The organism is Bradyrhizobium sp. DN3 (assembly GCF_041357655.1).
In the GTDB taxonomy this organism is placed as follows: Bacteria; Pseudomonadota; Alphaproteobacteria; order Rhizobiales; family Xanthobacteraceae; genus Bradyrhizobium.
Window position 1 is genome coordinate 74,258 of sequence record NZ_JAULLN010000001.1, and the last position, 12,208, is coordinate 86,465.

Annotated in this window: 11 protein-coding genes; 4 read left to right on the plus strand and 7 right to left on the minus strand. The window is 65.3% G+C overall.

The annotated features are described in order from the left end of the window. Position 1: 1 nt before the first annotated feature. Both AAE027_RS00330 and AAE027_RS00335 read right to left on the minus strand, forming a co-directional pair. Complete coding sequence (locus AAE027_RS00330) at positions 2 to 1,579, minus strand: MDR family MFS transporter (RefSeq protein ID WP_370985278.1); 1,578 nt, start codon at positions 1,577 to 1,579, stop codon at positions 2 to 4. 156 nt (positions 1,580 to 1,735) lie between these two features. After that, the gene (locus tag AAE027_RS00335; protein ID WP_370985277.1) at positions 1,736 to 2,251 is read right to left on the minus strand and encodes a YcgN family cysteine cluster protein; all 516 of its coding nucleotides are present in this window, start codon (positions 2,249 to 2,251) and stop codon (positions 1,736 to 1,738) included. Between the two features lie 295 nt (positions 2,252 to 2,546). Between AAE027_RS00335 and AAE027_RS00340 the strand changes: the two genes are divergently transcribed. From AAE027_RS00340 to AAE027_RS00355, 4 genes are all read left to right on the plus strand, one after another. After that, complete coding sequence (locus AAE027_RS00340) at positions 2,547 to 4,826, plus strand: transglycosylase domain-containing protein (RefSeq protein ID WP_128934942.1); 2,280 nt, start codon at positions 2,547 to 2,549, stop codon at positions 4,824 to 4,826. A gap of 9 nt (positions 4,827 to 4,835) precedes the next feature. Continuing rightward, the gene (locus AAE027_RS00345; protein ID WP_091890931.1) at positions 4,836 to 5,414 is read left to right on the plus strand and encodes a DUF1214 domain-containing protein; all 579 of its coding nucleotides are present in this window, start codon (positions 4,836 to 4,838) and stop codon (positions 5,412 to 5,414) included. Next, positions 5,411 to 5,995, plus strand: coding sequence for a DUF1254 domain-containing protein (locus AAE027_RS00350; protein ID WP_091890927.1), 585 nt, complete (start codon positions 5,411 to 5,413; stop codon positions 5,993 to 5,995). Before AAE027_RS00345 ends, AAE027_RS00350 begins: the two co-directional genes overlap by 4 nt. A gap of 293 nt (positions 5,996 to 6,288) precedes the next feature. Next, positions 6,289 to 6,441, plus strand: a complete 153-nt coding sequence (locus AAE027_RS00355) for a GFA family protein (protein ID WP_370985276.1) — start codon at positions 6,289 to 6,291, stop codon at positions 6,439 to 6,441. Positions 6,442 to 6,478: 37 nt separating this feature from the next. Here AAE027_RS00355 and AAE027_RS00360 read toward each other — a convergent pair whose 3' ends face one another. The 5 genes from AAE027_RS00360 to AAE027_RS00380 all read right to left on the minus strand — a co-directional run bounded on the left by AAE027_RS00360 (position 6,479) and on the right by AAE027_RS00380 (position 12,192). Next, a complete protein-coding gene (locus AAE027_RS00360; protein WP_370985275.1) occupies positions 6,479 to 8,371 on the minus strand; it encodes a TRAP transporter large permease in 1,893 nt (630 codons plus the stop codon). Continuing rightward, the gene (locus AAE027_RS00365; RefSeq protein ID WP_370985274.1) at positions 8,368 to 9,393 is read right to left on the minus strand and encodes a TRAP transporter substrate-binding protein; all 1,026 of its coding nucleotides are present in this window, start codon (positions 9,391 to 9,393) and stop codon (positions 8,368 to 8,370) included. Before AAE027_RS00365 ends, AAE027_RS00360 begins: the two co-directional genes overlap by 4 nt. A gap of 162 nt (positions 9,394 to 9,555) precedes the next feature. After that, the gene (locus AAE027_RS00370) at positions 9,556 to 10,566 is read right to left on the minus strand and encodes a transketolase family protein (RefSeq protein ID WP_370985273.1); all 1,011 of its coding nucleotides are present in this window, start codon (positions 10,564 to 10,566) and stop codon (positions 9,556 to 9,558) included. Beyond that, positions 10,563 to 11,408: a transketolase gene (locus tag AAE027_RS00375; protein ID WP_370985272.1), complete on the minus strand. Its 846-nt coding sequence runs from the start codon at positions 11,406 to 11,408 to the stop codon at positions 10,563 to 10,565. Before AAE027_RS00375 ends, AAE027_RS00370 begins: the two co-directional genes overlap by 4 nt. Positions 11,409 to 11,430: 22 nt before the next feature. Beyond that, positions 11,431 to 12,192 (minus strand): SDR family NAD(P)-dependent oxidoreductase, encoded by a 762-nt coding sequence (locus AAE027_RS00380; RefSeq protein WP_370985271.1) that lies wholly within the window; start codon positions 12,190 to 12,192, stop codon positions 11,431 to 11,433. Between the last annotated feature and the right edge of the window lie 16 nt (positions 12,193 to 12,208).

A 12,208-nucleotide genomic window follows, 5' to 3' on the forward strand; every position in this document is an offset into this window, starting at 1 on the left:
CCTACTCCGCCATCTCCACCGGCTGCGACGTGGCGGGACCAGCCAGCGGCCGCTCCTCCATTGCAATCAGGCAGAGGGCAGCGCCGGTCATCAGCGCTGTGGCGGCGCCGAAGACGTAGCGGAACGCATGCCGCATGTCGTCGGCGGGAATCGTGCTGACGGCGGCGTGATGCTCGCCGAGCGGAATGTCGGCACCGAGCGCGATCAGCAGGATGGCCGCGAACGCCGCGACCGTGAAGGACGACATCAGCGAGCGGAAGAAGTTCAACGCACCGGTGATAGTACCGATCTGCGGCCGCGCGACCGAATTCTGCACCGAGACCACGCAGACCGGAAAGGTGGTGCCGAGGCCGAGCGCAAACGCGGCCATCAGCGTCAGCAGGCCCCATAGCGGCAGCGTCGTCAACGTGAGCCCGAGGCCGCACAGCGCGGCCCAGGAGGTGCCGATGATGGCGACGCGCTTGTAGTGCTTGGCCCGCGCCATCGTCCTCCCGGCGATGGCCGCACCGCAGGTCGAAACGGCTGCGAGCGGAATCAGCGCAAGGCCCGCCTCGCTGGCGCTGAGGTGATAGACGGATTCGTAATAAAGCGGGAGCTGGACCGTGAGGCCCGTGATCGCGCCGAGCGCACAGCCGCCGGCCATCAGCCCAAACGGTACGACACTTCCGCCGAGCAGCGGCAGCGGCAGGAACGGCTCGTCCGCCCGCCGCGCGTGCCAGACGAAGCTGACGACGAGTGCGACCGCGCCGCCCACCATCGCAAGCACGGTCGGCGACAGCCAGGGATAGCGCGTGCCGCCCCAGGTCAGCACCAGCATGAAGACGACGGCGGAGGCCATCAGCAACACGCCGCCGAGCCAGTCGACCTTGCGCTTGCGGTGGAACACCGGGATTTTCTTCATCCTCGGCAGCAGCAGCGCAATCGCGGCGGCCGCCAGCGGCAGGTTGATCCAGAAAATCATCGACCAGTGCAGATGCTCGGCAAACACGCCGCCGATGACCGGGCCGAGGATGCCGCCGACCATCCAGACACTGGAGAAATAGGCCTGGTACTGGCCGCGCTCGCGTGGGCTCACGACGTCCGAGATCACCGTCTGCACCACCGGCATGATGCCGCCGCCACCGAGGCCCTGAAGGCCGCGCGCGAGAATCAGCATCGGCATGTTCGGCGCAATCGCGCACAGCACCGAGCCCGCGACGAACAGGCTGAGCGAGGTGATGATCATGGCCTTGCGGCCATAGATGTCGCTGAGCGTGCCGAACACCGGCGCGACCGCAGTCGAGGCGAGCAGATAGGCCGTGATCACCCAGGACAGGCTGGAGACGTCCTGGAACTGGCGCCCGATGGTCGGCAGCGCGGTCGCCACGATGGTCTGGTCGAGCGCTGCCAGGAACATCGTCAGCATCAGGCTGATGACGATGGTGCGGACCTCGTCCTGGGACAGCGGCACCGGCGGCGCGATGGACGGCGCGTCATCGACGCTGATGACCTCGCTCGGAAGGCGAGACAGCTCTTCGGCAATGTCGTCAGGCAACGGCTGGATGTCGGCAGAACTGCTCTGCCGGTCGAACTTGTTCATCTCGATCGGACGTCGTGGGGCGGCACAACGCCGCGAAGGATTCGTTCTATGCAGTCCAATGTAGACAGCAAAATCCTTCCCGGGCAGACACCGCGGCGCATGGGTGCATCCCACCGCAGGGTCATCCCGAACACGTGATCCGAGGCGCGCGGCGGATCAGTCCTTCGGACGTCGCTTCAGACGGGCTCGTTTCGGCAGCACGGCCGGCCATTGCACGATGTGATCCTCGAGATCCTCGTCGGGGATCTCCTCCTCGCTGCCCTCGACCCGGCCGCGCACGGAGACGCCGGCTTCATGCACGGTGTTGGGATCGCCTGACACCAGCGGGTGCCACCAATAGAGGTCGCGTCCCTCGGCGACGAGCTTGTAGCCGCAGCTCGGCGGCAGCCAGTTCAGGGTGCGGACATTGGCCGGGGTCAGGCGGACACAGTCCGGAACCTTGTCGGAGCGATTCGGGTAGTCCTTGCAGGCGCAGCTCGCCCCATCCAGCAGCCTGCAACCGATATGGGTGAAATAGATCTGGCCGGTATCCTCATCCTCGAGCTTGTTCAGGCAGCAGCGGCCGCAGCCGTCGCACAGGCTTTCCCATTCGGCCGCCGACAGCTGCTCCAACGTCTTGGTTTTCCAGAAGAATCCTTCCTGGCCTGAAGGTCGTTTGGGAGCTGCGGTCATGCGCCTCAACAAAGGTTCGAAAGAGCTACGGCGAAGTCATCTAGAGCGAGCGGCCGTGACGGTGCAAGCAACGCCCTCGGAAGGCCCGTAATGTCCCGGGGTCAATTAGGCCTGTTGTTCAAAATCGCGAGCGTGGCCATTGGTTTATGGGCCCTGCTCGGCTAGAAGGAACAGCAAGTCCCCGAAGGACGCGAACCGGGCGCCTTGGGTTTGCCGCAACATTCCCGCAAGACGTTCCGATGCCGCCCCCGGCCGGGTGCTTGAACGCTTTCGAAGCAAGCCGCAAGGGTTCTAGGTGCGCCAGATCATACCACCGCATTGGAAGCAGAAGGTCCGGAATTTCTTCCTGGATCTCGATGCGCGCATCGATTCCTCGCTGTTCTCCTCGGCCAAGGGCATCCGCGAGCTCTACGAGCGCTACTCCACCTTCATGGACCGGTTCTATGTCGGGCGGTGGAAGCGCTGGGTGTTCATCGAGCCGCTGTCGGAAGCTGCGACCCTCGGCCTCGGCGGCCTGGTGGTGATGCTGACGCTCGCCATCCCCGCCTTCCGCGAGACCGCGGACGAGGACTGGCTCAAGAAGTCCGACCTCGCGGTGACCTTCCTCGACCGCTACGGCAACCCGATCGGCAGCCGCGGTATCAAGCACAACGACTCGATCCCGCTGGAAGATTTCCCGGACGTGCTGATCAAGGCGACGCTGGCGACCGAGGACCGCCGCTTCTACGACCATTTCGGCATCGACATCGCCGGCACGGCGCGCGCGCTCGTCACCAACGCCCAGGCCGGCGGCGTCCGCCAGGGCGGCTCCTCGATCACCCAGCAGCTCGCCAAGAATCTGTTCTTGAGCAACGAGCGCACCATCGAACGCAAGGTCAACGAAGCGTTCCTCGCGGTCTGGCTGGAATGGCGCCTGACCAAGAACGAGATCCTCAAGCTCTATCTCGACCGCGCCTATATGGGCGGCGGCACCTTCGGCGTCGATGGCGCTGCGCATTTCTACTTCAATAAATCGGCGCGCGACGTGACGCTGGCGGAAGCGGCGATGCTCGCCGGCCTGTTCAAGGCGCCGACGAAATACGCTCCGCACATCAACCTGCCGGCCGCGCGCGCGCGCGCCAACGTCGTGCTCGACAACCTCGTCGATGCCGGCTTCATGACCGAGGGCCAGGTGTTCGGCGCCCGCCGCAACCCGGCCTTCGCGGTCGACCGCCGCGACGAGGCTTCGCCGAACTATTATCTCGACTACGCCTTCGACGAGATGCGCAAGCTCGTCGACACCTTCCCGAAGTCGTACACCGAGCGAGTCTTCGTGGTGCGGCTCGCGATCGATACCAATGTGCAGAAGGCCGCCGAAGACGCGATCGAGAACCAGCTGCGCCAGTTCGGCCGCGATTATCACGCGACGCAAGCGGCGACCGTGGTCGCCGATCTCGACGGCGGCATCCGCGCCATGGTCGGCGGTCGCGACTACGGCGCCAGCCAGTTCAACCGCGCCACCGACGCCTATCGCCAGCCCGGCTCCTCGTTCAAGCCTTACGTCTACACCACTGCGCTCCTGAACGGCTTCACGCCGAACTCGATCGTGGTCGACGGCCCGGTCTGCATCGGCAATTGGTGTCCGCAGAACTATGGCCACTCCTATTCCGGCTCGGTGACGCTGACGCAGGCGATCACGCGCTCGATCAACGTGGTGCCCGTAAAACTGTCGATCGCGATCGGCCAGAAGGAGCAGCCGAAGGCGCCGAACCCGGCCAAGATCGGCCGTGCCAAGATCGTCGAAGTCGCTCGCCGCTTCGGCCTCAAGGCGCCGCTGCCCGACACGCCGTCGCTGCCGATCGGCTCGGACGAAGTCACCGTGCTGGAGCACGCCGTCGCCTACGCGACCTTCCCGAACCGCGGCAAAGCGGTGACGCCGCACTCGGTGCTGGAGGTGCGCACCGGCGCCGGTGACCTCGTCTGGCGCTGGGATCGCGACGGGCCGAAGCCGAAGCAGGCCATTCCGCCGAACATCGCCGCCGACATGGCGGGCATGATGAGCCACGTCGTCAGCGAAGGCACCGCACGCCGCGCCGCGCTGGACGGCATTCCGACCGCGGGTAAGACCGGCACGACCAATGCGTATCGTGACGCCTGGTTCGTCGGTTACACCGGCAATTTCACCTGCGCGGTGTGGTACGGTAACGACGACTACTCGCCGACCAACCGCATGACCGGCGGCTCGCTGCCGGCGCAGACCTGGCACGACATCATGGTCGCGGCGCATCAGGGCGTCGAGGTCCGGGAGATCCCCGGCATCGGCATGGGCCAGAAGCTGCCGCCGCAACAGATCGCCAACGCGCAGGCCAATGCGGCGCCGAAGGTGCTGGAGACCAAGCCCGGTCCGCCGCCAGTGCTGACCAAGCGTGGCGCCGACATTCTGGTGCGGGTCGAGAAGCTGCTTGATGATGCGGCCAAGACTGCGAACAAATCGGCGGCCGCCGATACCAAGCCGGCCTCGTCGACGAATGCGCTCGCCTTCCCGCAGAATTATGCGGAAGAGAACGCCAACACCTCCGCCCCGCGCAAGAACTGATCGAAACCCGTGCGGCTGATCCTGATCACATTGACGGCCCTTCTGCTCGCCACCGTCGTCGGCGTCGGCGCGACCTGGATGACGACGACGCGCGGCACCGAGATCGGCGCGCTGACCATCGGCCCCTGGACCGCCCGTCCGCGCACCGGCACGGCCGACGTCGATCCCTATTCACGCGCCACCATCGTGCGCAACGGCGAGCTGCCGATCGGCACCGGCGATGGCGTCGCCTTCACCGCGACCGCCGATGACAAGAAGAAGGCGCTCGACGGCCGCTGTGACGTCGTTGTCTCCGGCGTGACACCGCCGGCGCGGTTCTGGACGCTGACGCTGTACGACCGTAAGGGCCATCTCGTCGCCAATTCGCTTGCCCGCTACGGCTTCACCAGCCAGGAGATCGTGCGCCAGTCCGACGGCACGTTCGAGATCCGCATCGCCTCGCGCTCGCGCGCCGGCAACTGGCTGCCGACCGGCGGCATCGAGCGCTACGCCTTGATGCTGCGCCTCTACGATACCCCGGTCGGCGTTGCCACACGCACTCAGCGCGATGCGCCGATGCCTACGATCACGACGGTGGGCTGCTCATGATCCGGCTGCTGTTCACCATCGTTGCCGGCATCGTTCTGGGCCTCGTGGTCCATCTCGTCAGCGTGCTGGCGCTGCCGCGGATTGCGACCCAGGATGCTTATTCGCGCCTGACGCCGATGACGACGGTGAACGCCGTCACCCAGCTTCCCCTCGCCGACCCGCAGACCTCACCGATGCCGTTCATGGACCCGGCCTTTGCGCTCGCGATCTGCCGCTACGATCTGTCGGGCGGTCCTATCAAGCTGGCCGTGCCGGTGAGCCAGGCCTACACCTCGGTGTCGTTCTACACCCGCAACGAGATCGCCTATTACGCCATCAACGACCGCTCGGCGGGCCGCAAGGTGATCGAGCTCGACCTGATGACGGAAGCGCAGCACAACGAGCTGCCCGAGGACGAGGAGGTCACCGCGGCCGACCGGCTGATCATCGATTCCCCCGCGACCACCGGCCTGATCGTGATGAAGGCGCTCGCCCCCGAGCCCGGCCTGATGCAACAGGCGCAGGCGACGCTTCAGGCTGCGACCTGCGCCCCGCAGACCGAGCCACCCGCCAAGGCCGAAGCGCCGCGCGGCCGGCGTTGATGCGCTCCGCTTCGGCGGTGCAACAAAAAAGTGCGAAAACAACCCCATGCACAGTAGCGGGGCATTGAAATCGTTGGGCTATCCGACCACCCAAAAACCGACGCTGCGGACTCGCATCAAGAATTCGGAAATTTGACACGTCGGGCAAAACACCGGCATACTGGATCATCGAGAGTTCGTCACACCCGCGCGGAGCAGTCCGTCGCGGGTGTTTTCATGTGGGAGCAGAGGTTGAACGAGCCGGACCGGACACCGCTTAGCCATACTCGGCAGGTCTTTTCAGACTGCCCAGCATGCAGCCCGGGGTCATCGACGTCCAGAGCGCGACCTATGACGATCCCGATTCCGTCCCGCCGACGATGCAGATCCAGGTCGCCGAGCGGCTTCGCTGGATGGAGCATGCGCACGAACTGCCGACGTTCGACCGCTTTCCCCCGCAACCATAGCGGCAAGCCGCGACACGCGCCGATAAGATCTCCCGCATCACAGGAATCCGGTCGAAATCCACGGGATCGCGGCGACCACCAGCGTGCCGATCAGCAAGGCCACGATATAGCCGACGATCGGCTTGATGCCTTCGTCGGGACTGATGCGGCTGATCGCGCATGCGGCATAATAGCCGACCCCGAATGGCGGGGCGAACAGGCCGATGCCCATGGCGAGAACGACGACCATCGCATAGTGCACCTCGTGCACGCCGACCTGGCGGGCGATCGGAAACAGCAGCGGCCCGAACAGCACGATCGCCGGGATGCCTTCGAGCACGCTGCCGAGAATGACGAAGGCCACGATCGTCACGCCCAGGAAGACCGGCGTTCCGCCCGGCAGCGTGGTCATGAACTTGGCGAGCGATGCGGAGAAGCCCGATTGCGTCAGGGCCCACGCCATGCCGGTCGCGGCGCCGATGATCAGCAGGATCGCACCGGACAGCGACGCGGTCTCCACCAGCATCGGATAAAGCCGGCGCCAGGAGAACTGGCGATAGATCAGGAGCCCGGCGAGAACCGAATAGACGATGCCGATGGTCGACACTTCGGTCGCGGTCGCGACGCCCTCGACCACCGCGGCGCGGATGACGAAGGGCAGCGCCATGGCCGGAATTGCGATGACGAAGGCGCGGCCGATCTCCCTCCCCGTCGCGCGCTTCACATGCGACAGGTCTTCTCCGCGGTATCGCCACCAGACGACGGAGCAGAGACCGATCGCCAGCACGATGCCAGGCAGCAGGCCGCCGGTGAACAGCGCCGCGATCGACACGCCGGTGACCGAGCCGATCGTGATCAGCACCAGCGACGGCGGAATGGTCTCGGTCTGCGCTCCGGTTGCCGCAAGAAGCGCGACGAGATCGCCAGGCTTGGCGCCGCGCTTGGTCATCTCGGGAAACAAGACCGGCGCCACGGCCGCCATGTCGGCCGCCTTGGACCCCGAGATGCCCGACACCAGGTACATCGCGCCAACCAGCACATAGTGCAATCCGCCGCGCACGTGGCCGAGCAGGCTGGCGAGGAAGCCGACCATGGCACGCGCCATGCCGGTCATTTCGATCAGCAGGCCGAGGAACACGAACAGAGGCACGGCCAGCAGGATCAGATGGCTCATGCCTTCGTCCATCCGTCCGATGATGACCACATCAGGCGTACTCGTCGTCAACGTCAGATAGCCGACGGTGGCAAGACCAAAGGCGAACGCGATCGGCACCGCCGCCAGCACCATGGCGCCAACGATGACCACGAAGAAGATGAGCAGGTTCAGATTGCCGAGCGGCTTCAGCATCGGCGCCGCCAGGACAAGCGCAGCGATGATGCCGGCGACGAGCGCCACGGCCGCCAGCAGGCTGCGCAAGCCGGCGATGCGAACGAACCGCAGAACCGCCGCGACCAGCATCAATCCGATACCAACGGGCAATGCCGCGGCCCGCCAGCTGTTGACGATCTCGAGCGCCGGCGTCGTGACGAACACCTCGTCGGCCGCGAATTCGTAAGCCGGATGGATCACCAGCAGCAGGAACGCCAGTGATGCTGCGGCGGCAACGACATCCAGGAACGTGCGCGCATCGGTGCGGAGCATGCCGATGATGGCCGTCATCCGCATGTGCTCGCCGCGCTGGAAGGCGATCACGGATCCCAGCATGGCGAGCCACAGGAATAGGATGCCGGCCAGTTCGTCGGCCCAGATGATCGGGGCGTGAAACACGTATCGCCCGACAATGCCGGCCGACAGCACGACAATCTCGGCCAGCACCAGGAGTGCGGCCGGGATCGCAACCACATGACCAAGCAGCTTGTTGGCCTTGACGGCCCACAGGCGCACACCAGATTGAGGTGCCGCGACAGCGGCACCTTCGTCGATGTCGGACGTATGGTTGACGGCCGTCATGACAGCTTGCCCGCCGCTTTCTCGAGCTGCGCCCAGGCCTCTTCGCCGAACTTGCCCTTCCAGTCGGCAAAGAAGCTCGTCTTGGCGAGCGCCTGCCGGAACGCGCCGCGGTCGACCTCGATGAACTGCATGCCCTTGGCGATCAGATCCGCGCGCAGCGAGTCGCTCAGCTTCGCGATATCGGCGCGCTCGTCCTTGGCCGAGCGATCGAACTCGCGCGTCACGATCGCCTGCACGTCCTTCGGCAATTTCGCGAAGGCGCGTTTGTTGCCGAGGATCCAATAATTGTCCCAGACATGGCCGGTCAGGGAGCAGGTCTTCTGCACCTCGTAGAGACGGGCGGTCGCGATGATCGGCAGCGGGTTTTCCTGTCCGTCGACCACCTTGGTCTGGAGCGCGGAGTACACTTCGTTGAAATTGATCGGCGCAGGCCCCGCACCGAGGGCCTGGAACAGAGAGGTCAGATTGGGAGCCGCCGGCACGCGCAGCTTGAAATTCTTCAGGTCCTCCGGTGTCCTGATCTCGCGGCCGGACGAGGTGACGTGGCGGAAGCCGTTGTCCCAGGGGCTCGACACCGCCATGATCGGCGTCTTGGCGATTTGTGCGCGGATATAGGCGCCGAGCTCGCCATCCATCGCCTTCCAGACCGCGTCATAGCTCGTGAAGAGAAAGCCGAGATTGACGATGCCTGCGGCCGGGACCAGCGTCGCGAGGATCAGGGACGACAGGTTGAAGAACTCGACGCCGCCGTTGCGCACCTGCGTCAGGAGATCGGTGTCTGAACCGAGCTGGTTGGCCGGAAACAGGTTGATCTCGAGCCGGCCGCCGGTGGCCTCGCGGATGCGGTCGATCGCTTCTTTTGCGCGAACGTTGACCGGATGGGTCGGGTCCTGTCCCGTCGCGAGCTTGTAGGTGAACTCCGCCGCCGACGCCGGGCGTGTGAGAACGGCACATAGCGGCACGGCGGCGCCTGCCATCAGCAATCTGCGACGGCTGAGGGTGGTCGGCTTGCGCAAGGTCATCGTTTCCTCCTGTTGAGCATGGATTGATGTGCAGCGACGGCTTTCGCCACCAGCTGTTGCTGCCGGCCGGCTCTCGATGCGCCGGCATTGGACAGCAGCTCTCGTTCTCCACAGCATTGCCGCGAAGCATGTCGATCTGGTCAGTTACGAAAGGTGGCTGCGTTAGCGCAGCCACTCCTTGATCTGCCGCGTCACTTCCGCGGTCGAGATGCCGTAGCGATCGTGCAGGGTCGGAAGCGCGCCGGCGGCGAGAAATTCGTCGGGGAGCCCAATCTGCCGGAACGTCGGATGCACGCCCGCGCGCATCAGCAGCGCCGCGACCGCTTCGCCGAGACCGCCGATAACGGTGTGGTTCTCGGCGACGACAACCAGGCGGCCCGGCTTGCCCGCTTCGCGCAGAATGGTCGCGGTGTCGAGCGGCTTGATCGTCGGCACATGCAGGACGGCAGCATTGACACGATCGTCCTGGAGGGACTGGGCCGCCTCCAGTGCACGCATGGTCATGATGCCCGAGGAGATGATCAGAACGTCGGCGCCATCGCGCAGCAGCGCCGCCTTGCCGAGCTCGAAACGGTAATTGTACTCGTCGAGCACCAGCGGCACCTGGCCGCGCAACAGGCGCATATAAACGGGCCCTCGATGCGCGGCGATGGCCGGAACGATCTGCTCGAACTCATGCGCATCGCAGGGATCGATCACCGTCATGTTGGGCATCGCGCGGAACAGCGCGAGGTCCTCGGCGGCCTGATGGCTCGGCCCGTAGCCCGAGGTCAGGCCAGGCAGCGCGCAGGCGATCTTCACGTTGCGGTCTTCTTCCGCGATGGTCTGATGGATGAAGTCGTAGGCGCGGCGTGAGGCGAACACCGCATAGGTGGTGGCGAACGGCATGAAACCTTCGGCGGCGAGACCCGAGGCTGCGCCGAACAGAAGCTGCTCGGCCATGCCCATCTGATAGTAGCGATCGGGAAAGGCCTGCGCGAAGATGTGCAGGTCGGTGTATTTGCCGAGATCGGCTGTCATGCCCAAGACGTCTTCGCGGCTGCGGGCAAGCTCGACCAGCGCATGCCCGAACGGCGCCGGCCTGGTGCGCTGCCCTTCCGCCGCAATCGAGGCGATCATGGCCGACGTCGTCAGCCGCGGCTTCCCGGACGGTGTCGATCCCACGGACTTCATGGCTGCTCTCCCGCGTTCAGCACCGACAGCGCCAGCTGCCATTCATGCGGCTCGACGCGAATGAAGTGGTTCTTCTCGCGCTGCTCCAGGAAAGGAACGCCCTTGCCCATCAACGTGTCGGCGACGATCATGCGGGGCTTTGGCTCGGGATGCGCCATCGCGGCATCGAAGGCGCCCACCACCGCGTCGAGATCGTTGCCGTCGACACGCTGCACAAACCAGCCGAACGCCTCGAGCTTGTCGACCAGAGGCTCGAAGCCCAGCATCTGCTTGGATGGACCATCGGCCTGCTGATTGTTGACGTCGACGATCGCGATCAGATTGTCGAGCTGGTGATGGGCCGCCGACATGATGGCTTCCCATTTGGAGCCCTCGTCCAGCTCGCCGTCGGAGAACAGCGTGAAGATGCGCGACGCCGACCGCTTGCGCTTCAGCCCGAGCGCCATGCCGACGGCGATGCCAAGACCAAGTCCGAGCGAGCCGCCGGACATCTCCATGCCCGGCGTATAGGACGCCATGCCGGACATCGGCAGTCGGCTCTCGTCGAAACCGTAGGTTTCGAGTTCAGCCTCGGGAATGATCCCGGCCTCGATCAGGGCTGAATAGAGAGCGATCGCATAGTGCCCGTTCGACAGCAGGAAACGGTCGCGGCCTTCCCAGGCGGGATCTTCGGCACGAAACTGCATGGCGTGAAAATAGGCCACCGCCAACACATCGGCGATGTCGAGCGCCTGCGCGATATAGCCCTGGCCCTGGACCTCGCCCATCAGCAGGGCGTTGCGGCGGATGTTGCGGGCGCGCTGTGCAAGCGTCGGCGCGTTTGCGCGCGTTGGTGTTGCCATGATCGTCTCTCCCCTCCTCCGCTCAGTGGATCAGCATACCGCCGTTGACGTCGATGACGGCGCCGGTCACGTAGGCCGAGAGGTCGGAAGCGAGGAAGGTGTAGATGCCGGCGACATCGGCGGCCTCGCCGAGCCGGCCAAGCGGAATGCCCTCGAGGATCTTCCCCCGCATCTCGTCCGTGAGCTTGCCTGCGGTGATGTCGGTGCCGATCAGGCCGGGCGTCACGCAATTGACGCGGATGCCGTCGGGCCCGAACTCGCGCGCCATTGCCTTGGCGAGCCCGAGCACGCCGGCCTTTGCCGCCGAATAATGCGGTCCGCCGAAGATGCCGCCGCCGCGTTGAGCCGAGACCGACGACATGCACGCGATCGAACCGCTCCTGCGCTTTTGCATGTGCGGGATCACGGCCTGCGACAGGAACAGCATGCCCTTGAGGTTGACGTCCTGGATGCGGTCCCAATCTTCCGGCTTGATGTCGAGAAGTTTTACGGGCTGCGTCACGCCGGCATTGTTGATGAGGATGTCGATCCGGCCGAATTTCGCGATCACCGCTTCGACCGCCTTGATGCAGGCCTGCTTGTCGGCGACGTTGCAGGCAAAGCCGAGGTGCGCCTCGCCAGCGACCGGTTCGAGGCCGCGCGCTGCGTCTTCCGCGGCAGCGCCGTCGATGTCGAGAATGGCGACCCGGGCTCCCTCGGCCGCAAAGCGGCGGGCGGTTGCAAGGCCAATGCCTCGCGGAGAGGCCGCTCCGGTGATGATGGCTGTCTTGCCGCGTAGCAGCATTGTGGTCCTCCCTGAA